Raw genomic sequence first — 24,408 nt, forward strand, 5'->3', positions numbered from 1 at the left:
GAGGCGTTCCCACGCAGACGGTTCGACGCCTCGACGTGGGAACGATCCAGACAATGTGTGATTGCTTTTGGTATTCGCATAGGTCTTGATAGCGCACGCGGCAGGATGCTCATCAGCGGCGAATCCGGAAGGGAGGAATCATGGCTAATCACTATCGCGAACTGGTATCGACACCCGGCGCCACCGGGCTGATCCTCGCGAGCTCCATCGCCCGACTGCCCCAGGCAATGATCGGTATCGGCATCATCACCATGCTGGTGCAGCAGACTGGCGTTTACTGGCTGGCGGGCGCAGTCGCCGGTACGTTTACCCTGGCTAATGCGCTGCTCGGTCCGCGCATCTCGAAACAGGTTGATCGGCGTGGCCAGAGTCGTGTGCTGCCCGTCGTTACGGCCTTCAGTATCGTCATGCTGCTGGCGCTGATTGTTGCCGTGCACCTGAGGGCTCCGGCCGCGTTGTTTTTTGTGCTGGCGGCTCTGGCGGGGACGATGCCGAGCATGCCGTCCATGATCCGCGCACGCTGGACGCAGCTGTTTCGTGGCAAGCCGCAACTGCACACCGCGTTCTCGCTGGACACAGTCCTCACTGAACTGGCTTACATCATCGGCCCGCCACTGGCGATCGGTTTGAGTGTGAGTTTCTTCGCAGAAGCCGGGCCGCTGGTGGCGGTAGGGTTGCTCGCTGTCGGCGTGACGGCGTTTCTCATGCAGCGGCAGACCGAACCGAAAGTGGTGGCGGGCAACCGGAAAAACAGCGGTTCGACCCTGCTGATTCCCGGCGTTCGCACCATTGTCCTGGCGTTGCTGGCGATGGGGGTTATTGGCGGAGCGATCGATGTTGCCGTTGTGGCCTTCGCCAATGCGCAAGGCTGGCCATCGGCTGCCACCTTCATTCTTGCCGCCTATGCATTCGGCTCGCTGGTGGCGGGTCTGACCTTCGGCGCGCTGCGGGTTTCGCTGGCGATTGAAAAACAGTTCTTTATCGGGATCCTGGTCACGGCAGTAACCGGCGTATTGCCGGTTTTCTCACCGGACGTTTATGTCCTTACCGCGATGCTGTTTATCGCCGGCATCTCGTTTGCGCCGACCATGGTGGTGGTGATGAAGCTGGGGACGATCATTATCCCGGCGGCGAGGATGACCGAAGGACTGACGTGGATGACCACCGGGATCAGCATCGGCGTGGCGCTCGGCGGCATGCTGGCGGGGCTGGTGATTGATGCCTGGGGCGCACGGGCAGGGTTCGGCGTTGCGATAGCCGCAGGTCTGATGATGATGGTTGTGGTGTCGATGGGCCTGCGGACGTTGGCGGCGGCATCGGCGGCGCCTGTTGAGCCAGCCGTTTCGGTCTGATCCGCTATGGAGGCGCTCAGTTTTCAATCTGCCGCAATCGCTTGTACAGCGTATTGCGGCTCACCCCCAACCGCCGCGCCAGGTGGGAAATATTGCCCCCGGCCAGCTGCAACTCCCGATTCAACGCCTCGGCATCGTTCAGGTCGATGCCCAACGGCTCGGCCATTTCCACGGGCTCCATCTCCAGATCGACAAAAAAATCCTCCGGCAAATGCTCGGGTCGAATCGGTTGTTCCTCGGCCATCGCCAGTGCCACCTGCATCACGCTGCTGACCTGACGCAGATTGCCTGGCCACGGATGCCGTTCGAACAAGTCCAGCACCTCGCGACTCAAACCCGCCCATTGCGACGGCTCGCGATGTTGTTCCCACAACCGCTTGAACAGCGCCTGCTTGTCGCTGCGCTCGCGTAGCGGTGGCAATTCCAGGGTCAGACCGCCGATGCGGTAGTACAGATCTTCGCGGAAGCGCCCCAGTTGCACCTGTTCCCTGAGCGAGCGGTTGGTGGCGGAGATGATCCGCAGATCCACCGGAAACAGCTCGCTGCTGCCCACCGGTTGCACGCAGCGCTCCTGCAACACCCGCAACAGCCGGGCCTGAGTCGGCAGCGGCATGTCGCCGATTTCATCGAGGAACAGCGTGCCTTTGTCGGCCTTGCGGATCAGGCCGATGCTGCCTTTCTGGTTGGCGCCGGTGAATGCGCCTTTCTCATAGCCGAACAGTTCGGACTCAACCAGTTCGGCTGGGATCGCCGCGCAGTTGACGGCGATGAACGCCTGTTTACTGCGGGAGCTGGCCTGGTGCAGGGCCTTGACGAAGACTTCCTTGCCGACCCCGGTTTCCCCGTGAATCAGCAGCGGGATGTCCTTTTCCAGCAAGCGTTCGGCCTGGCGCACGGCTTTTTCCACGCGGCTGTCACCGAAGTGCAACGTGCTCAGGCTGATGGCCGTGGGTACGGCGACTTTCGGTTCGGTGGGTCTGGCTTCAGTGAAGACCCGCGCCTGAATCTGTGCTTGTTTAGGTCGTTTCAACAAACACTGGAAACGATTGCGCCCGGAAGTCTGCAAGGCAAACGGCAACCCATCCGGCTGATTGATCAACTCCAGCAACGACACCTTGAACAGGCTCTCAACGCTGACCCGCGACAAGCGCACACCCAGCAAATTGTCGGCCCGGCGGTTGGCCGACAACACCTGACCGCTCTCATCAAAGATCAGCAGCCCGGCCCACTGGCTGTCGAGGTTGTTCAACCCGGTGTTGAAGGTCAGTTGAAAGTGCTGGCCATGGAACAGGTTGAGGATCAGCCGGTTTTCCACGGTCTGACTCATCATCTTGACCATGCCGAGGGTGTGCGAGGGCGGCAGATAGCTGTCGCTGGACACATCAAGTACGGCGATGACCTTGCGCTCGGCATCGAAAATCGGCGCGGCGGAACCGGTCATGAAGCGGTTGGCCTTGAGAAAGTGTTCATCGTGTTCGATGTGCACCGCCTGCTCGCAGGCCAGCGCCGTGCCGATGGCGTTGGTGCCGCTGGCGCGTTCGACCCAACTGGCGCCGGCCTGAAAACCGCGCGCCAGATTCGGCTCGATAAAGCGCTGGGTGCCCCAGGACGTCAGCACCTGGCCCTGATTGTCGGCCAGCATGATCAGGCAATTGGAATTGCTCAGGATGTTCTCGTAATACGGCAGCACTTCCTGGTGAGTGGTCTGCACCAGCGAATGATGGCGGTCGAGCAACTGCGCAATGCCGGCGGCGGGCAACTGATCGAAGGCCGGGGCGCTTTGATGATTGAGACCGAAGGCGCGGCAACGGGACCAGGAGTCCTGGACGATCGCATCGTGGGAAAGCGGCGGGGCAGGTGCGGCCATGATTGGCAGTCTCTGAAAGGTGCTTTGTTGTTTTTGTTATGGCTCGTTCGACGAGCAAAAAGCATCCATAGAGTGTTGTTCACTATTGTTCATTGTCAATCGCCCGACTGTTCAATTGTTCAGTAGCAACTGTTCACTTGTGTTCAGCTACGAACCCCGGTTTGCCTGGCCTCCAGCGAATTTTTCGGGAAATCAACAGCTTGCCGTTTCTGGCACGAATGTCGCTCTACAGGAAAGGTCGCTTGACTCCAATAATAAAAAGGCCGAGCCATGTCACTCACCCTGGAGCACGTCAGCCGTACCGTCGAGGGCCAGACCTGGATCGACGATGCGAGCCTGAAATTCGAACCTGGATCCTTCAACGTTTTGCTCGGGCGCACGCTGTCCGGCAAGACCAGTCTGATGCGTCTGATGGCCGGTCTGGACAAGCCCGACAGCGGCCGCATCCTGATGAACGGCGTCGACGTCACCCAGCGCCCGGTGCGTTTGCGCAACGTGTCGATGGTCTATCAGCAATTCATCAATTACCCGACCATGACGGTGTTCGAGAACATCGCCTCGCCGCTGCGCCAGGCCGGGATCTCCAACGAGCAGATCCAGAGCAAGGTTCAGGAAACCGCGAAGATGCTGCGCATCGAGAAATTCCTGAAGCGCTATCCGCTGGAACTGTCCGGTGGCCAGCAGCAGCGCACCGCGATGGCGCGGGCGCTGGTCAAGGATGCCGAACTGATTCTGTTCGACGAGCCGCTGGTCAACCTCGACTACAAACTGCGCGAAGAATTGCGCCAGGAAATGCGCGAGCTGTTCAAGGCGCGCCACACCATCGCCATCTACGCCACCACCGAGCCCAATGAAGCGCTGGCGCTGGGCGGCACCACCACCATTCTTCATGAAGGCCGGGTGATCCAGAGCGGCCCTTCGACCGAGGTCTATCACCAGCCGCAAACGGTGCTGGCCGCCGAATTGTTCTCCGAGCCACCGATCAACCTGATGCCGGGGCGTATCGCCGGCAACGAAGTGAGCTTCGCCAACTTCGTGCACTTTCCGTTGAACGTCGACCTGCGACCGGTGGGCGAGGGCGAGTTCCGTTTTGGCGTTCGCCCGAGCCACATCTCGCTGGTGCCGAGCAACGACGACGACCTGGAACTGGCGGTGACCGTCGAGGTGGCGGAGATCAGCGGTTCGGAAACCTTCCTGCACGTGCGCAACGAGCATTTCCTGCTGGTGCTGCATTTGCCCGGCGTTCACGAATACGACGTCGATGCGCCGATCCGCATCTATATCCCGACCCATAAACTGTTTGTGTTCGATGCGCAGGGCCGTCTGGTGCAGGCACCGGGCCGGCGCGTCGCGAGGGTTGCCTGATGGCCGAAATCCGTTTGCAGCACCTCGCCCACAGCTACAGCAAAACCCCGAGCGGGCCCGAGGATTACGCGATCCGCGAGATGGACCACATCTGGGAGCAGGGCGGTGCCTATGCCTTGCTCGGCCCTTCGGGCTGCGGCAAGTCGACCTTGCTCAACATCATTTCTGGCCTGCTCAGCCCGTCTCAGGGTCATGTGCTGTTCGACGGCAAAGCGGTCAACGACCTGACCCCGGAGAAGCGCAACATCGCCCAGGTGTTCCAGTTCCCGGTGGTGTACGACACCATGACCGTGTTCGACAACCTGGCCTTTCCTTTGAGAAATCAGGGCCTGGCCGAGGCGAAAGTGCACAGCAAGGTGCAGGAAATCGCCGAAGTCCTCGACCTGCAGAACCTGCTGAGCAAAAAGGCGCGCAACCTCACCGCCGACGAAAAACAGAAAGTCTCCATGGGCCGTGGTCTGGTGCGCGATGACGTCTCGGCGATTCTGTTCGACGAGCCGCTGACGGTGATCGACCCGCACCTGAAATGGAAACTGCGGCGCAAGCTCAAGCAGATCCACGAGCAGTTCAACATCACCATGGTCTACGTCACTCACGATCAGCTGGAGGCCTCGACCTTCGCCGACAAGATCGCGGTGATGTACGGCGGCCAGATCGTCCAGTTCGGCACGCCACGGGAATTGTTCGAGCGGCCAAGCCACACCTTTGTCGGCTACTTCATCGGCAGCCCGGGGATGAACCTGATCGAAGTGCAGCCGCAACCGGGCGGGGTCGGTTTCAACTCGACCCATCTGCCGCTGTCCGACGGCTTGCAGCGCCATATCGAACACGGTCAGTGGAAAAATCTGAAGGTCGGCATCCGTCCCGAGTTCATCCATGTGTGGGATGAGCCGTTCGATGACGCGATGCAGGCGCGAGTCGTACACGTCGAAGACCTCGGCACCTACAAGATCATGACCCTGGATCTGGACGGCGCACCGCTGAAAGTGCGCCTGGCCGAGGACAAACCGGTGCCGCAGGGCACGGCGTACATCAGTTTTCCGGCGCAATGGCTGATGGTCTATGCCGACGAATTTCTGTTGGATGCCACCGACAGCGAGGTACAGCCATGAACAAGGTGCAGAACAACAAGGCCTGGTGGCTGGTGTTGCCGGTATTCCTGCTGGTGGCCTTCAGTGCCGTGATTCCGATGATGACCGTGGTCAACTATTCGGTGCAGGACATCTTCGACCAGTCCAGCCGCTACTTCGTCGGCGCCGACTGGTACAAACAGGTGCTGCTTGACCCGCGCCTGCACGATTCGCTGCTGCGCCAGTTCATCTACTCGGCGTGTGTGCTGCTGATCGAAATCCCCCTCGGCATCGCCATTGCGCTGACCATGCCGACCAAGGGTCGCTGGTCGTCGGTGGTACTGATCGTGCTGGCGATCCCGCTGCTGATTCCATGGAACGTGGTCGGCACCATCTGGCAGATTTTCGGCCGCGCCGACATCGGCCTGCTCGGGTCGAGCCTCAACGCCATGGGCATCAGCTACAACTACGCGGCGAACACCATGGATGCCTGGGTCACCGTGCTGGTGATGGACGTCTGGCACTGGACTTCGCTGGTGGCGCTGCTGTGTTTCTCCGGCCTGCGGGCGATTCCCGATGTGTATTACCAGGCCGCGCGTATCGACCGGGCCTCGGCCTGGGCCGTGTTCCGGCACATTCAGTTGCCCAAGTTGAAAAGCGTGCTGTTGATCGCGGTGATGCTGCGCTTCATGGACAGCTTCATGATCTACACCGAACCGTTCGTGCTCACCGGTGGCGGGCCGGGTAACTCGACGACCTTCCTCAGTCAGACCCTGACCCAGATGGCCGTAGGCCAATTCGACCTGGGGCCGGCGGCGGCATTCTCGCTGGTGTACTTCCTGATCATCCTGCTGGTGTCCTGGCTGTTCTACACCGCCATGACCCACAACGATGCCAACCGCTGAGGCCCGGCCATGAGCAAAAGAAAGCTGATTCCCCTGCTGCTCTACATTTTTTTCCTGCTGGTGCCGATCTACTGGCTGCTGAACATGTCGTTCAAGAGCAACACCGAAATCCTCGGCGGACTGACCCTTTTCCCACAGGATTTCACGCTGGCGAACTACAAGGTGATCTTCACCGACCCGAGCTGGTACACCGGCTATATCAACTCGCTGTACTACGTCAGTCTGAACACGATCATTTCCCTGACCGTGGCACTGCCAGCGGCCTATGCGTTTTCCCGTTACCGCTTTCTCGGCGACAAGCACCTGTTTTTCTGGCTGCTGACCAACCGCATGGCGCCACCGGCGGTGTTCCTGCTGCCGTTCTTCCAGCTGTATTCGTCGATCGGCCTGTTCGATACCCACATAGCCGTGGCGCTGGCGCACTGCCTGTTCAACGTGCCGCTGGCGGTGTGGATCCTCGAAGGTTTCATGTCCGGGGTGCCGAAGGAAATCGACGAAACCGCCTACATCGACGGCTACAGCTTTCCCAAGTTCTTCGTGAAGATCTTCATCCCGCTGATCGGCTCCGGCATCGGCGTGACGGCGTTTTTCTGCTTCATGTTTTCCTGGGTCGAACTGCTGCTGGCGCGCACGCTGACTTCGGTGAACGCCAAACCGATCGCGGCGGTGATGACGCGCACGGTGTCGGCATCCGGGATTGACTGGGGCGTACTGGCGGCAGCGGGGGTGTTGACTATTCTCCCCGGCATGCTGGTGATCTGGTTCGTTCGCAACCACGTGGCCAAGGGCTTTGCCCTGGGCCGGGTCTGAGGAACTGATGATGGAATGGATGAGCTGGACCGTCCCGACGGCGGCGTTTTTCATCGTGATCGGGTTGATCCTGGTGGGCATGACCACCTGGGAATTGCGCTCGCCGAGCATCTTGCGGCGAGGGTTTCTGCCGATTGCCACCACCCGTGGCGATCGCTTGTTCATCGGTCTTCTCGGCAGCGCCTACCTGCATCTGCTGGTAATCGGCGTGACCGACTGGAGCATCTGGGTAGCGTCCGCGTTGTCCCTGGTGTGGCTGTTGGCTGTGATGCGTTGGGGCTAGTCGAATCGCTCGGCAATCGTGCTCCGAAAACCTAACAGGAGGTCTCTATGTTCGATAAGAAAAATAAGCTGCGACATAGCATTTCATTGGCAGCCATGCTGGCACTCAGCGGTTTGAGCGCGTCCGCCTGGGCCGACGCCTACGAAGATGCCGCAAAAAAATGGATCGGCAGCGAGTTCAAACCGTCGACCCTGACGGCCGAGCAGCAATTGGAAGAACTGAAGTGGTTCATCAAGGCGGCCGAGCCGTTTCGCGGGATGGACATCAAGGTCGTCTCGGAAACCCTGACCACCCACGAATATGAATCCAAGGTGCTGGCCAAGGCCTTCAGCGAAATCACCGGCATCAAGCTGACCCACGACCTGCTGCAGGAAGGCGACGTCGTGGAAAAAATGCAGACGGTGATGCAGTCGGACAAGAACATCTACGACGGCTGGGTCAATGACTCGGACCTGATCGGTACGCACTTTCGCTACGGCAAGACCGAATCGATCACCGACCTGATGGCCAACGAAGGCAAGAACTTCACCTCGCCGACCCTCGACATCAAGGACTTCATCGGCATCTCCTTCACCACCGCGCCGGACGGCAAGATCTATCAATTGCCCGACCAGCAGTTCGCCAACCTGTACTGGTTCCGCGCCGACTGGTTCGAACGCGCCGACCTGAAAGCCAAGTTCAAGGAAAAGTACGGCTACGAACTGGGCGTACCGGTGAACTGGTCGGCCTATGAAGACATCGCCAAGTTCTTCAGCGAAGACGTCAAGGAGATCGACGGCAAACGCATCTACGGGCACATGGACTACGGCAAGAAAGACCCGTCCCTGGGCTGGCGCTTCACTGATGCCTGGTTCTCCATGGCCGGTGGCGGCGACAAGGGCATTCCCAACGGTTTGCCGGTGGACGAGTGGGGGATTCGCGTCGAGGATTGCCACCCGGTCGGTTCCAGCGTGACCCGCGGCGGCGACACCAACGGCCCGGCGGCGGTGTTCGCCACCACCAAATACGTCGACTGGCTGAAAAAGTACGCGCCACCGGAAGCGGCGGGCATGACCTTCTCCGAGTCCGGCCCGGTGCCGTCCCAGGGCAACATCGCCCAGCAGATCTTCTGGTACACGGCCTTCACCGCCGACATGACCAAACCGGGCCTGCCGGTGGTCAACGCCGACGGCACGCCGAAATGGCGCATGGCGCCGTCGCCGCGCGGGCCGTACTGGGAAGAAGGGATGAAGCTCGGTTATCAGGACGTGGGCTCGTGGACCTTCATGAAATCCACGCCTGAGAAACAGAAACTCGCGGCCTGGCTGTACGCGCAGTTCGTGACCTCGAAAACCGTGTCGCTGAAGAAAACCATCGTCGGTCTGACGCCGATTCGCGAGTCGGACATCAACTCGCAGGCGATGACCGATCTGGCGCCGAAACTCGGTGGTCTGGTCGAGTTCTATCGCAGCCCGGCCCGCGTGCAATGGACGCCGACCGGCACCAACGTGCCGGACTATCCTCGCCTGGCACAACTGTGGTGGAGCCACATCGCCGAGGCCGCCAGCGGCGAGAAGACCCCGCAACAGGCCCTTGACGGTCTGGCCAAGGATCAGGACGCGATAATGACCCGTCTGGAACGCTCCAAGGCCCAAGCGGTGTGCGCCCCGAAAATGAACCCCGAGCGCGACGCGCAATACTGGTTCGACCAGCCGGGCGCACCAAAACCGAAACTGGCCAACGAGAAGCCGAAAGGCGAAACCGTGAGCTACAACGAACTGCTCAAGTCGTGGGAGGCGGCACGCAAGTAAGGGTTTTTGAGGAATGGGACGGCACCTTCGGGTGCCGTTTTTCTTAGCCCTCGATTTCACGTTTCACCGCCCGACGCACCGCTTTGAGGATCGCATTTTCAAAGGCGTTGTGCCCGGCATGCAGCAGCCGGCAGTGGATGTTCATGCGTTGCCTGAGCCAGCGCACGCTGGCCATGCCATGGGTGTCGCGGATGCCCTGGATCAGCAGGGTGTTGTCGTCGAGGGTCAGGTTTTCATCCTTTGGGGTGAAGCAATAGTTCTGCAGGTGGTAATGCAGTTCCAGACGGATCGCAAGCACGGCTTCCTGATCGACGAAACGCTCCAGGGTGTCGGGGCAAATCGTCTGCCCTGAGCGACGTAGAACAGCGTTCAACCATTCGATGGCGGCGCGGTGCTGCTGCGATGGACAGCCTTCGCCGAGGATCCGGTAGATGTCGCTGGCCCGTTGGCCGGGCGACATTTGAGGCGATTGCGCCAACCCGTCATTGAGCGCCTGATCGTAGGCCCGGACATTGGCGGCAAACGGCACGAATAACGAAACCAGTGTGCTTTTCAGCAGGTGCTGCGGATATCGCTGCTGGTACTGGATCGCCAGCCAACTGCCCCATGACACGCCCAGCACGCTGATTTTTTCGAAGCCGAAATGCTGGCGCAGGGCATCGATGTCTTCGACACACAGCCCGGTAGTGTTGTCCCGCAGCTCGCCGTAAGGCGTCGAGCGCCCGCAACCCCGTTGGTCGAACAGGATGATGTCGAACCGGCCCTGGTCGAAGAACTGCAAATGGTGGCGGCTGAAACGTCCGCCGGGGCCGCCATGGAGGAAAAACACCGGTTCGTGTCCCGGAACACCATGCCGTTCCCAATAGAGTTGATGGCCGTCGCCGGTCGGGTAATAACCTCGGCTGTGCAGGGAAAAACTCATGGCGCCGAAACCGTCAGACGATAGAACTGGAACAGCTCGACCTGCCCCGACCGTGCCGCGACACTGGATTCAAGTTTCAGGTGGTGGATGGAGGCAAGCCAGGTGACCGGAATCAGTACCGGGGTGTGACCGAAGACGAGGATCGTGCCGCCGGGCTTGACGCAGCGGATCAGCGACTCGAATGCGGTTTGGGCCTCACGACGGGTCAAGACTTCGGCGTTGAGGAAACGCAGGATCAAGACATCGCAGCGAATCCCGGCATCGAAAGCTTCACTCGCCTCCAGCACATCGAACTCGACGGATGTCCCGCTGTGACATTGCCTGGCGTGTTCGATCATCGAGGCCGAACGGTCACAGCCCAGGCACAGACAGTCGGGCAGGGCGCGGGCGAGGTGGGCGATGAACGCGCCGGTCGAACAGGCCGGGTCGTAAATCAGTGCGCCTTTTCCAGTGATGGCCTGTAGCAGCCCGGCGCAGTATTCGCGCAAGTGCTGCTCGTCAGTGTTCAGCTGTTCGGCCAATGATTCGTTGCATTGCCAGAAGTCTGCCGGGCAGACCACTTCCCTGCCTGTCTCATCCAGCAGCGGAAAGGGAAACAGGATCTCACTGTCAGCCTGATGCAAGGCGTGCTCGAAGGCCTGCGTCTTCTCTGCGGGGGAGGCTGTCCGATAGCCGATCGACAACCCGTCATCTCCCCACAATGAATGCAGATGCGGGCCAAACAGCATGCCGGGTTTGAGTGCGCTGCCGGCCTGCCACCGAAAATGCCGGTCACGTTGCAGGAGCTTGCGGCCGACCCAGAGCTCATCGTTCACCCGCAGGAAAAAAATGTGATGCAGTCCGCTGCCTCGTGGTTCGAGGTAGTGACCAACAGCGCCGTTCTCGTTGAGGTAAAGGCGCATGGATCGGGCCAGTGTCAGCTCCCAGTTGCGATCGGGTCGGTTCATGGGGCGGGCCTCTCCAGCGTACGGCCCCGGGCTTGCGGGACGACGACGTTACCGCTGCAGACCACGAAGAAGCGTTCCAGTCCGGGGATCACCACGTTGAGCAGGGTGGTGCCGAGCTCGGTTCGCTGCAGGACGGCGGCACCGAGCGTACGGCCATGAATCCGCAGGTCTTGAGTCAGCAAGTGCAGTTGACTGTCCACCGACAGGTCTTTAGCGGAATCCGGCAGTTTCACCTCGTGTTGAACGCAGCGATGCAGCAGCGTCTGCGGCTCGAACTGCGCACAGCGCAGCAGGCGCGGGAAGGGTTGCAGGTTGCGCAGCGCATTGGCCAGTGTCTGGCGGTATTCAGGTTCGGCGGCACTCAGTTGCAACTGCACCAGTTCAGTAAGCGCCCGCCACGCAGCATGGCGCGGGTCGAGAGAGCTGCCGCTGCCGAATACCTGTGGATGAGGGCTTGGCTTCGTAGTGAAGGCCAGAAAGGTCCGCGTCTTGAACTCGGTGCTGATATCCACCAGCACGATTTCGCCGTCGATTTCCTGTTCGGCATCGGCCCATAGACGACCGAGTTCGTCGCTTTCAGTGAGACGTGCCACCCGGCGCAGTGGCGGATGGTTCTGGTAATAGAAATGATCGAGCAGAAACAACGACACGGCGTCGCGCTCGATGCACTCGTTGGCGGCGTGCAGCAGCGCTTCGTTGTAAGTGGCGCCAATCGCGGTGCCGCTGTTGCTGGCGTAGCGCTGTACGGCGCGGCAGTCCGCCATGCCCGGTGACGAGGGCAAACGTGAGCCGTTCGGCGAGGTCAGCGCAATCGGATAGAAAAACCGGTCATGCCACGGCGGACAGACATAGGTTCGGCAGGTGATGCGCACGTTTTGCTGGCTGGTGAGCCTGTGCAGAAGCGAGTCATCGGCAAACATCGGCGTGTCTTTGAAATAGCGTTCAGTCTCTTCGTGAACATCGCAGGTGCAGAGCTTATCCGTCCAATAGTGCTCGAGCGCTTCATAAAGCGCGCCCAGGTGCGCCTGATCTGCATAGCCCTTGCCGGAGCCGCAGGCATGGCGGTTATCGCTGCCCTGAAGACTCGCCTGGACGGCAACGACTTTGCTGCCGAAGGTGCGGGTGTGTGGCGTGAGGCCCAGGCATGAAAGTTCGACATGAATACGCCGTTCTGCCTGATCGGCTGTGAGCTCACGCTCGGCCAACGTTGTCTTGTGCATGATTTCCTTCCTGGAAAACCCGCGAGGGCGCAAGCCCCCGCGGGTTCTGTCACTCGGCGTTGAGTTCCGCTCGTTCTTCCTCGGTCAGTTGCAGCGCTTCGATCTGCTCTGCCGAGGGCGCTTCCTGCTCTTCCAGTTCATCAATAGGGTTTGCGTTCCAGCTGCCCATGTAGCCCATGATGTTGCTCCTTGGTTGTTGTTTGGGAGTGCTGTGGCAAGCACGAGCCGAATCTAAAAGGGTGGTGACGGCGGGGTCAAAAATGTCCGGACGTTTCCAGTCGCGGGTTTCAGCGGTGTCGAAATACGTACTGATAAAGCGTGAATTGACGCCGCGAGGACGTGTTTCTGAGGGGGCAGCACTGCGTTGCAACGGGCGAGCCACGCGAAAGGAATCAGCGGTTTGAGGCGTTCTGTCTTTTGCCGCTGTCAGACATTTCAGCGCAGGGACGACGCAAATTCGTGCTGAAGGATTTACGGGGATGGATGCAGCACTTGTGCGGCGATTTTTCCCATGAGGTTTGAGAAAACACCGCACAAATCGGCTTGAAGGTTCAGTGCCGGTCCGGTTGCGTCACGGGAAACACCAGACTGAATATCGTCATCGCTCCCGGTCGGCTTTGAACCTGCGCGGAGCCCTGGTGCAAGGTCATGATCGAATGCACGATGGCCAGTCCCAGACCGGTACTGCCCTGTGACCGGGTGCGGCTGCTGTCGATGCGGTAAAAACGGTCGAACAGATACGGCAGGTGCTGCGCTTCGATGCCCGCACCGGGATTGCTCACCCGCAATGACACCTCGTTCGGCGCCTGTTCGATGAACAGCGAAACGGTCTTGCCGGACGGGCAGTGGCGCAGGGCATTGGACAGCAGATTGGAAATCGCTCGCTGAATCATCAGCCGGTCGCCCGACACCTGAGCGCTGCCGAAGACCTTCAGGTCGATCTGTTTTTCCTGCGCCGACAGAGAAAACAGTTCGGCCACCCTGGACGCCTCTTGCTCCAGCGCAATCGTTTCGAACGAGGCGTGCGCCGCAGGCTGGCTGGCCTGGGCCAGGAACAGCATGTCCGAGACAATCCGCGCGACCCGCTCCAGCTCTTCGGTGCAGGACACCAGAACGTTGGTGTATTCCTCGACCGAGCGCTCGCGCGACAGCGTCACCTGGGCCTTGCCCATCAGGTTGTTGATCGGCGTGCGCAGCTCGTGGGCCAGGTCATCGGAGAACTGCGACAACTGCTGCACGCCGCTGTCCAGTCGATCGAGCATGACGTTGATGCCCTGCGCCAGTTCGCTGAGTTCCTGGGGCATGTTCAGCACCGACAGGCGATGGTCGAGATCCTGCGTCGTCACTCGTGCCGCCACTTTGCGAAACTCTCGTAACGGTGCCAGCCCTCGCTGCACGGCGCCCCATGCGGTCAGGCCGATGAATACCAGCAGCAACGGCAAAGCCATCAATGTCGAGCGCAAATAAGCACTGAGCAAGGCCTGATCGTGGGCGTTATCCATCGACAGTAGCACCGGGACGCTGCTGCCGTCCTTGAGGCGAATCAGCTTGGAGACGGTGAGAAACTTCGCACCTTCGGCATCGGCGCTGTCGGTGTGGGTCAACTGATCGGTTGTCGCCCGTACCGCCTTCAGTTCAACGCGCGGATCGGTCAGACCCGAACCGGACTTGAGCAGCGGGGTGCGCAGATTGTTCAGGTCATAAATAGTCAGGGTCAGGTTGTCGTGCCCCATGACCTGATCGAGCAGAATGTGCGGCTTGGCGCTGATCTCGCCGGTGTCGAAGTACAGCGTCAGGCTGTGCTCGACCTGTTCCAGCTTCTTTTCCAGGCTGTCGCGCGATAGCGCGTTCAGCTCGTGGGTCAGGGCGAAATACGCGAGGATCGCCAGGAACACCACCAGCAGCGCGCCGAGAATGCTGACCGTCAGACCCAGCCGCAGCGACAGGCTCGCCGGCTTCATTCCCGCGCCTCCAGCACATAGCCGACACCGCGCAGGGTGTGGATCAGTTTGCTGTCGAACGGGTCGTCGATCTTCGCCCGCAAGCGACGGATCGAAACTTCGACCACGTTGGTGTCGCAGTCGAAATTCATGTCCCACACCAGCGAGATGATCTGGGTGCGGGTCAGCACTTCGCCGGACTGGCGCATCAGCAGGTGCAGCAGGGCGAATTCCTTGGTGGTCAGGTCGATGCGCTGGGTGCCACGAAAGGCCCGGTGACGGCCCGGATCAAGTTCCAGATCGGCGACCTTGAGCACCTGTGGCACCGGGATGTTTTCACTGCGCCGCATCAACGTACGCACCCGCGCCAGCAATTCCGGAAACTCGAACGGCTTGACCAGATAATCATCGGCGCCCAGATCCAGACCCCGGATCTTGTCCGCCAGCCGCCCGCGTGCGGTGAGCATCATCACCCGGGTTGAGTGGGTGCGACGCAGTTGTTCCAGCACGCTCCAGCCGTCTAGTTCCGGCAGGTTCACATCGAGGATGATCAGGTCATAAACCTGTTGTTGTGCCAGGTGCAAACCATCCGCGCCATTGACCGCGTGATCAACGATATAACCACTTTCGGTCAGGCCCTGATGCAAGTATTCGGCAGCTTTAAGCTCGTCCTCGACGACAAGGATTCGCATGATGTTTCACCACTTTTAATGAATGGGTATTTAACTAAGTGAGTCTGGAAGTTGCAGTTTTTACAGGGACTTCCTGACGGACTTTGGAACTGAGTGGCGTGCACGGTAAAGGCTGTAGTGGCTACAGAGTCAACGCCTGAGCGCTTTAAATCGGCCATCCGCGACAGCCTGTCGCACCGAAATGGTCGGTTTTTGATGACTTCCATTTCGGCAAGTGCTGTTCGGCGGATAACTAACGCACATTTGTTTCTATCTATTGCAACAAACTCATTCGAACTTCGAATCCTAGAGCAAAACAACTTCGATAAACCGTGGATAACGGATTTGTAATGTTCACGTCACCTTGTCGATAAGTTCAAAACCCTACCGTGGCGCCATCAACGATTCTTGATTGAAGGAAGCCTTCCATTGCCCGGTTTAATTGAACTGACGGCGCGATCACGCCTGAAAAAAACCGCCAGCGGCCTGTTGTTGCTGGCTTGTACCAGCCTTGCCAGCGCATCGACTTTGACGCTGGATCAGGCGTTGCAAACCGCCTTCGCCAGCAACCCGGAGCTGGCCGCCGCGCAGTGGGAAATCGGCATTGCCGAAGGTGACCGCAAGCAGGCCGGGCTGATCCCCAACCCCGAGGTGTCGTGGGAGGCCGAAGACACCCGGCGTGAATCGCGCACCACCACGGTGATGCTCAGCCAGCCGATCGAGCTGGGCGGCAAGCGCGGCGCACGGATTGATGTGGCGAGTCGTGCCCAGGACGCCGCCGGCATCGAGCTGGAGCGCAAGCGCAACGTTCTGCGCGCCGACGTGCTTCAAGCGTTCAACGGTGCGCAAACCGCGCAGCAACGTTTGCAATTGGCCCGGCAGTCGCTGCAACTCGCCGAGCACGGTGTGCGTGTGGCGCAGGGGCGGATCGAGGCGGGCAAGTCGTCGCCGGTGGAAGGCACGCGGGCGCAAGTGCAGCTTTCGGAAGTGCGCCTGGAGTTGAGCCGCGCCGAGCGTGATCAGGCCAATGCGTACCAGCAATTGGCACAGGTCATGGGCGCACCGTTGCCGACGTCGACCACGGTGCAGACCGCGACTCAAAGTCTGCCCAGCGTACCGCCGCCCACCCGTTTGCTTGAGCGCCTGAACGAGACCGCGGAGCTGCGGCTGGCCAGGTTGCAGATCGACCAGCGCGAAGCGTCGCTGGGGCTGGAAAAGTCCCAGCGGATTCCCGATCTCACCGTCAGCATCGGCAGCCAGTACAGCGAAACCGAGCGCGAGCGGGTCAACGTGGTCGGGCTGTCGATGCCGATTCCGCTGTTCAACCGCAATCAGGGCAACGTGCTGGCGGCGGCGCGGCGTACCGATCAGGCGCGGGACCTGCGCAACGCCACCGAACTGCGCTTGCGCACGGAAATCCAGACCACGCTGGCGCAATGGCAGACCGCCAACGGCGAAATCCAGGCATTCGACCGGACCATCCTGCCCGCCGCGCAAAGTGCGGTCGACAGCGCCACTCGCGGTTTCGAAATGGGCAAGTTCGGCTTCCTCGACGTGCTCGACGCCCAGCGCACATTGATCGCCGCTCGCAGCCAATACATCCAGGCGGTGAGCGAGGCGACCGACGCCCGGGTCCGCATCGAACGCATCTTCGGCGACCTCAGCGCCAACCTTTGAATTTCAACGTTCTGATGACTGCGCGATGGTTTGGCGCAGAGGAGTTTCCATGGACAAAAAACTGATCGTGGTCGCTGCGGCGACCTTGGCGCTGGGCATTGGCATCGGCTCGATGTGGAGCTGCAATGCGTCTGTCGATGCGCATGCCGATGAAGCGGCGGAGCACGCCGACCATGCCGAAGAAAGCGTCGCCGCTGACGGCGGGCACGACGAAGAAGGGCACATCGAACTGACGGCCGAGCAGATCGCGGCGGCGGGGATTCAACTGGCCGCCGCCCAGGCGCAGAACTTCAGCCTCGGTCTGTCGTTCCCCGGCGAAGTGCGCTTCGACGGAGACCGCACCGCGCATGTGGTGCCGCGTGTGCCGGGCGTGGTCGAGTCGGTGTCGGTCAACCTCGGACAGTCGGTGAAGAAAGGCCAGTTGCTGGCCGTGATCGCCAGTCAGCAGATTTCCGATCAGCGCAGCGAGCAGGCGGCCGCGCAACGCCGTCTGGCCCTGGCCCGCACGACGTTCGAGCGCGAGAGGAAACTGTGGCAGGACAAGATCTCCGCCGAGCAGGATTTCCTCCAGGCACGTCAGGCCCTGGAGGAAGCCGAGATTGCGGTGAGCAACGCCCGGCAAAAGATCAGCGTGCTCAGTGGCAGCGTGGTCGCCACTGGTGGCAATCGCTATGAACTGCGCGCGCCGTTCGATGGCGTGGTGGTGGAAAAACACCTGACGCCGGGCGAGGTGGTCGACGAAACAACGGCAGCGTTCACGCTCTCGGATCTGTCGCGGGTGTGGGTCACGTTCGGCGTTTCGCCCAAGGACCTGAACAAGGTGCAAGTGGGCAAACCCGTCACCGTCAGCGCGGCGGAGTTGAACGCCGAAGTCAGCGGCACCGTGGCTTACGTCGGCAGCCTGCTCGGCGAACAGACCCGTACCGCGACCGTGCGCGTCACCCTGGAAAACCCGCAAGGCTCATGGCGCCCGGGCCTGTTTGTCACCGCGCTGGTCGCCACCGACAGCCGCCAGGCCAAAGTCGCCGTACCGGAAACCGCAATCCAGACCGTCGAGGACAAGCCCACGGTGTTTGTGCGCACCGACGACGGCTTCAAGGCGCAAGCCGTGGAGCTGGGCAGTCGCGCGGCAGGCCAGGTGGAAGTCATCGCCGGACTGGAACCGGGCGTGCAAGTCGCCAGTGCCGGCAGCTTCGTCCTCAAATCGGAGCTGGGCAAAGCCTCGGCCGAGCACAGTCATTAATCGCGGAAGACTCCCATGTTCGAACGCCTCATCCAGTTTGCCATCGAGCAGCGCATCATCGTGCTGCTCGCCGTTCTGCTCATGGCCGGCCTCGGCATCGCCAGTTATCAGAAACTGCCGATCGACGCCGTGCCCGATATCACCAACGTCCAGGTGCAGATCAACACCGGCGCGGCCGGGTTCTCGCCGCTGGAAACCGAGCAGCGCATCACCTTTCCGATTGAGACCGCGATGGCCGGCCTGCCCGCGCTGGAGCAAACCCGCTCGCTGTCGCGCTCGGGCTTGTCCCAGGTCACGGTAATCTTCAAGGACGGCACCGATCTGTTCTTCGCCCGGCAATTGGTCAACGAGCGGTTGCAGTCGGCCAAGGAGCAGTTGCCCGAAGGTGTGGAAGCGGTGATGGGGCCGATTTCCACCGGACTCGGCGAGATCTTTTTGTGGACGGTCGAGACCAAGGAGGGCGCGCTGAAAGATGACGGCACGCCCTACACGCCGACCGACTTGCGGGTGATCCAGGACTGGATCATCAAGCCGCAACTGCGCAACGTTCCCGGCGTGGCCGAGATCAACACCATCGGCGGTTTTGCCAAGGAATATCAGATCGCGCCCGATCCGAAAAAACTCGCGGCCTACAAACTGACCCTCACCGATCTGGTGACGGCGCTGGAGCGCAACAACGCCAACGTCGGCGCCGGGTACATCGAGCGCAGCGGCGAGCAATTGTTGATTCGCGCACCGGGCCAGGTGGCGAGCACCGAGGACATCGCCAACATCGTCATGGCCAATGTCGACGGGACGCCGATCCGGATCAAGAACGTCGCCACCGTGGACATCGGCCGCGAACTGCGCAGCGGCGCCGCCACGGAAAATGGCCGGGAAGTGGTGCTCGGCACGGTGTTCATGTTGATCGGTGAAAACAGTCGCACGGTTTCCCAGGCCGTCGCCGCCAAGCTCGAACAGATCAACAAGTCGTTGCCCACCGGCGTGATCGCGGTGCCGGTGTACGACCGCACGCATCTGGTCGACAAGGCCATCGCCACGGTGAAGAAGAACCTCGTCGAAGGCGCGATTCTGGTGATCGCTATCCTGTTTCTGTTCCTCGGCAATATCCGCGCTGCGCTGATCACGGCGATGGTGATTCCGCTGTCGATGCTGTTCACCTTCACCGGCATGTTCAGCAACAAGGTCAGCGCCAACCTGATGAGCCTCGGCGCGCTGGACTTCGGCATCATCGTCGACGGCGCGGTGGTGATCGTCGAAAACACCCTGCGCCGGCTGGCCCATGCGCAGCAGCATCACGGGCGACTGCTGACGCGATCCGAGCGTTTTCATGAAGTGTTTGCGGCGGCGAAAGAGGCGCGGCGACCGCTGATTTTCGGCCAATTGATCATCATGGTCGTGTACCTGCCAATCTTCGCCCTGAGCGGCGTCGAAGGGAAAATGTTCCACCCGATGGCGTTTACCGTAGTCATCGCGTTGCTTGGCGCCATGCTCTTGTCCGTGACCTTTGTGCCGGCGGCGATTGCGCTGTTCGTGACCGGCAAGGTCAAGGAAGAAGAGGGCGTGGTGATGCGCGGTGCCCGTCGCGTTTATGCGCCGGCGCTGGACTGGGTCATGTCCCATCGGACGATGGCGGTCGGCGCAGCGTTGGGTGTGATTGTGCTCAGTGGCGTGGTCACCAGCCGCATGGGCAGCGAGTTTGTGCCGAGTCTCAGCGAAGGCGATTTTGCCTTGCAGGCGTTGCGCGTGCCGGGCACCAGCCTGACGCAATCGGTGGACATGCAGCAGCGGCTGGAAACGTTGATCCTCAATAAAGTGCCGGAAGTCGAGCGCGTGTTCGCCCGCACCGGTACTGCGGAAATCGCCTCTGACCCGATGCCGCCGAACATCTCTGACAGCTACGTAATGCTCAAGCCCAAAGAGCAATGGCCGGACCCGGACAAGTCCCGCGAAACCCTGATGGCCGAACTGCAGCAGGCCGCGGCAACGTTGCCGGGCAGCAACTATGAACTGTCGCAGCCGATCCAGTTGCGCTTCAACGAACTGATTTCCGGCGTGCGTAGCGACGTGGCGGTCAAGGTGTTCGGTGATGACATGGACGTGCTCAACGCCACGGCGGCGAAGATTGCCGTCGCGATGCAGAAGGTCAACGGCGCGTCCGAGGTCAAGGTCGAGCAAACCAGCGGTCTGCCGGTGCTGACCATCAATATCGACCGCGACAAGGCCGCGCGTTACGGGCTCAACGTCGGCGATGTGCAGGACACCATTGCGGTGGCCGTCGGCGGGCAGAAGGCCGGGACGTTGTATGAAGGTGACCGTCGATTCGACATGGTGGTGCGCTTGTCCGACGCCATGCGCAAGGACATCGACGGGTTGTCGGCGCTGCTGATTCCGGTGCCGGCGGCGGGTGGTGATGCCTCCAGTCAGATCGGCTTCATTGCGTTGAAGGACGTTGCCAGCCTCGATCTGGTGCTGGGGCCGAATCAGGTCAGCCGCGAGAACGGCAAGCGCCTGGTGATCGTCAGCGCCAACGTGCGTGGTCGTGACATCGGCTCTTTTGTCGCCGAGGCGGGCGCAGCGATCGAGCGTGATGTGCAGGTGCCGGCGGGTTACTGGACGACCTGGGGCGGCCAGTTCGAGCAACTGCAATCGGCGGCCAAGCGCTTGCAGATCGTGGTGCCGGTGGCGTTGCTGCTGGTGTTCGGGTTGCTGTTCATGATGTTCAACAACCTCAAGGACGGCTTGCTGGTGTTCACCGGGATTCCGTTTGCGCTGACTGGCGGGGTCATGGCGTTGTGGCTGCGGGACATTCCGCTGTCGATCTCGGCGGGCGTCGGTTTTATCGCGCTGTCCGGTGTGGCGGTGCTCAACGGGTTGGTGATGATCGCGTTTATCCGCAACTTGCGGGAGGAAGGGCGCTCGCTGTCCGAAGCGATTCACGAAGGTGCGCTGACGCGATTGCGCCCGGTGTTGATGACGGCGTTGGTGGCGTCCCTGGGCTTCATTCCGATGGCGCTTGCGACCGGCACCGGGGCCGAGGTGCAGCGACCGCTGGCGACGGTGGTGATTGGCGGGATCCTGTCCTCGACGATTCTCACGTTGCTGATTCTGCCGGCGTTGTATCAGCTGGCGCATCGTCGGGACGAGGAATCGCCCGCTGCTGTTTAGTCACTTCGGGGTTCAAAAACAGGCCCGCCATTGCGGGCCTTTCTACATAACGGATATGTAATTTCGGCGCCACCGTCACGAAAGGTTCGGATTGTTACCTTGATCCCGTCAGTGACTTGAATGAGGAATCAACGATGAAACTTGCACAGATTGGCGCGTTTGCCGTGGCTCTGATGATGTCTTCCCTGGTGTTGGCCGAAGGTGGCGGCGACCGCACTTTCGACCGAATGATGGCCGCCAATGACCGCTCGATGGAGATTTTTGCTGCGAAGGAAAAGGCCCGTGATCCGGTCGTCGTGAATGACAAGAAGGACGACAAGACCCAAGACCTGTAAGCGTGCTGCCAGTGAATGAGCCCGTCATCGCGCATCGATGGTGGGCTTTTTTATGAGTCGTGTTTTGAAGGAGCTGGATATGAAATTTCTTAAGCTGTTGGCGTTCACCGCTGTCATGGCAATGTCCTTGAATGCGCTGGCCGAAGGCGGTGGCGACAGAACGTTCGACCGGGCGCTCAGCGCCAACACCAAAGCCATGGAACAGTACGCGGTCAGTCAGGGCAAAGCGGCGCCGGTGGTCAAGGAATACGAGTACGGAATGAAGCTGGATGTGAAGAAGGTGGTGAGCGTTGTCCGGCCAAAGAATGAATGCGCGGTCGTGCCGGCTGCGATGACTTACGAGGACTCCAAGGGGCAGCTCAATACGGTCACTTACAACGTGATGGGGAATTGTCGTCAGCAGGGTGGCTGACGCTAATCCTGGCTGAAACGCCCGGTTCATGTTCAGTGAGTCGGGCTTTTTTTCATCCATAAAAAAGGCGCCCCGAAGGACGCCAAAGATTCACCTCTTACCAAAGGAGCAAGGAGCTTCTAAAGGTGAATGGGCATTGCTCGTGAAACTCAGAGAATCGCCAGCGGGTATTCAACGATCACCCGCACTTCATCCAGATCCGATTCGAACGCGGTGGCGCGGGTAGTGGCCTGGCGCAGACGCAGCGACAGATCCTTCATCGAACCGCTTTGCACCACGTATTTCACTTCGATATCACGCTCCCAACGCTTCTGGTCAGTCAGCGGATTGCCCTCGGCATCGCGGCGCATGTACACGGCGTTGGCGTTGGAGTAATCGGCGTCGGTGCCGCGTGCGTAACGGGTCATGAACGACAGACCGGGCATGCCGTAGGCGGTCATGTCGAGGTCGTAGCGCACCATCCACGAACGCTCTTTCGGCGAGTTGAAGTCGCTGTACTGAATCGAGTTGTCGAGGAAGATCGAGTCGGACTGACGCAGGTAATCGAAGTCGTCGTTGCCGTTGTTGCGCTGGTGGGAAATGGCGACGGAGTGGGCGCCGAGTTTCACGCCGACGCGGCCGCTCCAGATGTTGTTGTCGAACTCGCCGAGCAATTGTTTGCCTTCGTCGATCGCCTTGTAGTAGTTCAGGCCGCCGAACAGCGACAGGTCATCCGACAGCGGATACGTCCAGGCGGTGCCGGCGTAGTACTGGTTCCAGGCGTCTTTCAGGCGACTGGAATACAGGCTGAAACTGAGGTTTTTGTTCAGCGCGTAATCGCCGCCGCCGTAAGCGATCCACGGCGAGTTGACCGGGCCGGCATAGAAGGTCGCGAAGTTCTCGCGCAGGTCGCTGGACACCGGTTGACTCATCGCATGCAACCGGCCGCCCTGAATCGACAGACCTTCAATGCTGGTGTTGGTCGCCGTCACACCGCGAAAGCTTTCCGGCAGCAATCGCGAATCGCCTGCCGCGACCACCGGGTTGGCCGGGAACACATCACCGACTTTCACCACCGTATCGAAGGCCCGCAGTTTGGCGGCGCCACCGACCTTGGTGTATTCGTCCCGTGCTTCACCGTCGCTGTTGACCGGCAACACATCGAACGAACTGCGGCCACCGTTGCGGCCGTCGCCGGTGTCGAGCTTCAGACCGATCATCGCAAACGCGTCCACCCCGACCCCGACGGTGCCCTGGGTGAAACCGGATTCGAACTTGCCGATGATGCCGTGGGCCCAGGCTTCGGAATAACCATTGCCCGTGGGGCTGGACTGGCCGTTGCGGTGGTCACGGTTGAAGTAAAGGTTACGGTTGAGCACCGTCAGACTGCTGCCTTCGATAAACCCTTCGGGTTTTTCTTCTGCAAACACCGTGGACGGCCCGGCGCCGACAACCACTGCCAGAGCAGCCATCGACATTTTTGTGTTGTTAACCATCAATCACTCCTTGGGTTCGGCAGAACGGGAACGAGCTTCGGCGTGGGTTTTATTGTTCGAACGGGCAAGGGCCCGCCGGGAGAGTCGCCGGGTGACATCGTTGCAGGCTGCGGATAACGCGGAGGTGATTGGGGAATTACAATTTTGTTAGATCCCGGAAGTCAGGTCAGAGCCGCAAGGTGGTCGATCGTTTGTGGAAAACGCTCGACTAGTCGAATGAGTGTCGTCGCTTGGGCATTTGGCGTTGCTCGACCTTGTTCCCAGTTTTCGAGGGTTCGAGTGTTGGTTCGCAGGTACATGGCGAAAACTGACCGGGAGAGGTTGAGTTGCTGGCGGATCGCAACAACTTCCTCGGCAGTGATCGGCAATAGTTTGGGTAACTGGACTTTGTGGGTGCGAAGGGTGACCTTGCCTTGGCGCTCGTCGGCCAAAGCCTCAAGGCCCTCCATCAGTTCGGAAAAAATGTCACGTTTCATATTTGGGTTCTCGTGTTGATTTCTGTATCCAGCGCCTGTTTGAAGACTCTTTTCTGAGAAGGCAACAGATCGTCTTGCTCGTTTTTGCTGTACACGGTGAATAGCCAGAACTGGTCGAAACCAGACCACCAGTAATAAATCACTCGTAATCCGCTGCGCTTGCCCTTACCGCGTCGTTGGTCGCAGAAGCGAATTTTGCGCAGCCCGCCCGTGCCTTCGATGAGGTCGCCTGCTTCAGGATTTTTCAGCAGCTCCAACTGAAAGCTGCGAAACAGGTCATCATCCAGGTAATCGTCCCGGTGCTTCTGGAACGCGGGTAATTCGATAAAAAGAGCATCCATTTTCTGTACGTTACCTGCGTATAGTTTTGTCCCGATGATCGAATTGGTCAAGGCCTCCAGGCCATCCTTTTCGCCCCCTTTTCAACGGTAGTCACCAATAGTAAAAACACCTGTAGGACGAGTCGGCCACTGTGGTGGG

At 60.3% G+C, this 24,408-nt stretch carries 22 protein-coding genes; 12 read left to right on the plus strand and 10 right to left on the minus strand.

The features are described from left to right. Positions 1 to 140 precede the first annotated feature (140 nt). Positions 141 to 1,352: an MFS transporter gene (locus tag JKA62_RS25735; protein ID WP_201820076.1), complete on the plus strand. Its 1,212-nt coding sequence runs from the start codon at positions 141 to 143 to the stop codon at positions 1,350 to 1,352. Positions 1,353 to 1,368: 16 nt separating this feature from the next. Here the strand turns inward: JKA62_RS25735 and JKA62_RS25740 are convergent, their stop codons facing one another. Then, entirely contained in the window at positions 1,369 to 3,219 is a 1,851-nt protein-coding gene (locus tag JKA62_RS25740) for a sigma-54-dependent Fis family transcriptional regulator (protein ID WP_201820079.1), read from the minus strand. A 270-nt stretch (positions 3,220 to 3,489) separates the two neighbouring features. Here JKA62_RS25740 and JKA62_RS25745 point away from each other — a divergent pair, with 270 nt between their 5' ends. From JKA62_RS25745 to JKA62_RS25770, 6 genes are read left to right on the plus strand one after another with little or no spacing between them, the layout of a single operon-like run. Next, entirely contained in the window at positions 3,490 to 4,584 is a 1,095-nt protein-coding gene (locus tag JKA62_RS25745; RefSeq protein ID WP_007951489.1) for an ABC transporter ATP-binding protein, read from the plus strand. Next, a complete protein-coding gene (locus tag JKA62_RS25750) occupies positions 4,584 to 5,696 on the plus strand; it encodes an ABC transporter ATP-binding protein (protein WP_007951488.1) in 1,113 nt (370 codons plus the stop codon). The genes JKA62_RS25745 and JKA62_RS25750 overlap by 1 nt, the downstream gene beginning before the upstream one ends. Continuing rightward, positions 5,693 to 6,559, plus strand: coding sequence for a carbohydrate ABC transporter permease (locus JKA62_RS25755; RefSeq protein WP_007951487.1), 867 nt, complete (start codon positions 5,693 to 5,695; stop codon positions 6,557 to 6,559). Before JKA62_RS25750 ends, JKA62_RS25755 begins: the two co-directional genes overlap by 4 nt. A 9-nt stretch (positions 6,560 to 6,568) precedes the next feature. Then, entirely contained in the window at positions 6,569 to 7,369 is an 801-nt protein-coding gene (locus tag JKA62_RS25760; protein WP_011334979.1) for a carbohydrate ABC transporter permease, read from the plus strand. A gap of 10 nt (positions 7,370 to 7,379) precedes the next feature. Continuing rightward, positions 7,380 to 7,652: a DUF2160 domain-containing protein gene (locus tag JKA62_RS25765; protein WP_039767461.1), complete on the plus strand. Its 273-nt coding sequence runs from the start codon at positions 7,380 to 7,382 to the stop codon at positions 7,650 to 7,652. A 47-nt stretch (positions 7,653 to 7,699) separates the two neighbouring features. After that, positions 7,700 to 9,442, plus strand: a complete 1,743-nt coding sequence (locus JKA62_RS25770; RefSeq protein WP_007951484.1) for an ABC transporter substrate-binding protein — start codon at positions 7,700 to 7,702, stop codon at positions 9,440 to 9,442. A 43-nt stretch (positions 9,443 to 9,485) separates the two neighbouring features. Here the strand turns inward: JKA62_RS25770 and JKA62_RS25775 are convergent, their stop codons facing one another. The 6 genes from JKA62_RS25775 to JKA62_RS25800 form a co-directional block, all read right to left on the minus strand. Beyond that, positions 9,486 to 10,364 carry an alpha/beta fold hydrolase gene (locus JKA62_RS25775; protein WP_201820083.1) on the minus strand — a complete coding sequence of 293 codons (879 nt, stop codon included), beginning with the start codon at positions 10,362 to 10,364 and terminating at the stop codon, positions 9,486 to 9,488. Then, positions 10,361 to 11,311 carry a class I SAM-dependent methyltransferase gene (locus JKA62_RS25780; protein ID WP_201820085.1) on the minus strand — a complete coding sequence of 317 codons (951 nt, stop codon included), beginning with the start codon at positions 11,309 to 11,311 and terminating at the stop codon, positions 10,361 to 10,363. The genes JKA62_RS25775 and JKA62_RS25780 overlap by 4 nt, the downstream gene beginning before the upstream one ends. After that, on the minus strand, positions 11,308 to 12,531 hold the full coding sequence (locus tag JKA62_RS25785; RefSeq protein WP_201820088.1) for a YcaO-like family protein: 1,224 nt from the start codon (positions 12,529 to 12,531) through the stop codon (positions 11,308 to 11,310). Before JKA62_RS25785 ends, JKA62_RS25780 begins: the two co-directional genes overlap by 4 nt. A 49-nt stretch (positions 12,532 to 12,580) precedes the next feature. Continuing rightward, entirely contained in the window at positions 12,581 to 12,913 is a 333-nt protein-coding gene (locus JKA62_RS25790; protein WP_201820119.1) for a hypothetical protein, read from the minus strand. Positions 12,914 to 13,082: 169 nt separating this feature from the next. After that, positions 13,083 to 14,492, minus strand: coding sequence for a heavy metal sensor histidine kinase (locus JKA62_RS25795; RefSeq protein ID WP_201820091.1), 1,410 nt, complete (start codon positions 14,490 to 14,492; stop codon positions 13,083 to 13,085). After that, positions 14,489 to 15,163 carry a heavy metal response regulator transcription factor gene (locus JKA62_RS25800; RefSeq protein ID WP_007951475.1) on the minus strand — a complete coding sequence of 225 codons (675 nt, stop codon included), beginning with the start codon at positions 15,161 to 15,163 and terminating at the stop codon, positions 14,489 to 14,491. The genes JKA62_RS25795 and JKA62_RS25800 overlap by 4 nt, the downstream gene beginning before the upstream one ends. A gap of 408 nt (positions 15,164 to 15,571) precedes the next feature. On the opposite strand from JKA62_RS25800, the gene JKA62_RS25805 reads away from it, so the two are divergent. The 5 genes from JKA62_RS25805 to JKA62_RS25825 all read left to right on the plus strand — a co-directional run bounded on the left by JKA62_RS25805 (position 15,572) and on the right by JKA62_RS25825 (position 21,977). Beyond that, positions 15,572 to 16,819 (plus strand): TolC family protein, encoded by a 1,248-nt coding sequence (locus JKA62_RS25805; protein WP_201820094.1) that lies wholly within the window; start codon positions 15,572 to 15,574, stop codon positions 16,817 to 16,819. Positions 16,820 to 16,868: 49 nt separating this feature from the next. Continuing rightward, positions 16,869 to 18,062, plus strand: coding sequence for an efflux RND transporter periplasmic adaptor subunit (locus tag JKA62_RS25810; RefSeq protein WP_201820097.1), 1,194 nt, complete (start codon positions 16,869 to 16,871; stop codon positions 18,060 to 18,062). 15 nt (positions 18,063 to 18,077) lie between these two features. Continuing rightward, positions 18,078 to 21,230 carry an efflux RND transporter permease subunit gene (locus JKA62_RS25815; RefSeq protein WP_201820099.1) on the plus strand — a complete coding sequence of 1,051 codons (3,153 nt, stop codon included), beginning with the start codon at positions 18,078 to 18,080 and terminating at the stop codon, positions 21,228 to 21,230. A 134-nt stretch (positions 21,231 to 21,364) separates the two neighbouring features. Beyond that, positions 21,365 to 21,565: a co-regulatory protein PtrA N-terminal domain-containing protein gene (locus tag JKA62_RS25820; RefSeq protein WP_201820100.1), complete on the plus strand. Its 201-nt coding sequence runs from the start codon at positions 21,365 to 21,367 to the stop codon at positions 21,563 to 21,565. Between the two features lie 79 nt (positions 21,566 to 21,644). Continuing rightward, positions 21,645 to 21,977, plus strand: coding sequence for a DUF2790 domain-containing protein (locus JKA62_RS25825; RefSeq protein ID WP_201820101.1), 333 nt, complete (start codon positions 21,645 to 21,647; stop codon positions 21,975 to 21,977). 149 nt (positions 21,978 to 22,126) lie between these two features. On the opposite strand, the gene JKA62_RS25830 is transcribed toward JKA62_RS25825, so the two are convergent. The 3 genes from JKA62_RS25830 to JKA62_RS25840 all read right to left on the minus strand — a co-directional run bounded on the left by JKA62_RS25830 (position 22,127) and on the right by JKA62_RS25840 (position 24,269). After that, on the minus strand, positions 22,127 to 23,452 hold the full coding sequence (locus JKA62_RS25830; protein WP_201820102.1) for an OprD family porin: 1,326 nt from the start codon (positions 23,450 to 23,452) through the stop codon (positions 22,127 to 22,129). Positions 23,453 to 23,613: 161 nt separating this feature from the next. Then, positions 23,614 to 23,928 carry a helix-turn-helix domain-containing protein gene (locus JKA62_RS25835; RefSeq protein WP_007951468.1) on the minus strand — a complete coding sequence of 105 codons (315 nt, stop codon included), beginning with the start codon at positions 23,926 to 23,928 and terminating at the stop codon, positions 23,614 to 23,616. Then, on the minus strand, positions 23,925 to 24,269 hold the full coding sequence (locus JKA62_RS25840; protein WP_096822369.1) for a toxin: 345 nt from the start codon (positions 24,267 to 24,269) through the stop codon (positions 23,925 to 23,927). The genes JKA62_RS25835 and JKA62_RS25840 overlap by 4 nt, the downstream gene beginning before the upstream one ends. Between the last annotated feature and the right edge of the window lie 139 nt (positions 24,270 to 24,408).

The organism is Pseudomonas sp. B7 (assembly GCF_016735645.1).
In the GTDB taxonomy this organism is placed as follows: Bacteria; Pseudomonadota; Gammaproteobacteria; order Pseudomonadales; family Pseudomonadaceae; genus Aquipseudomonas; species Aquipseudomonas glycinae.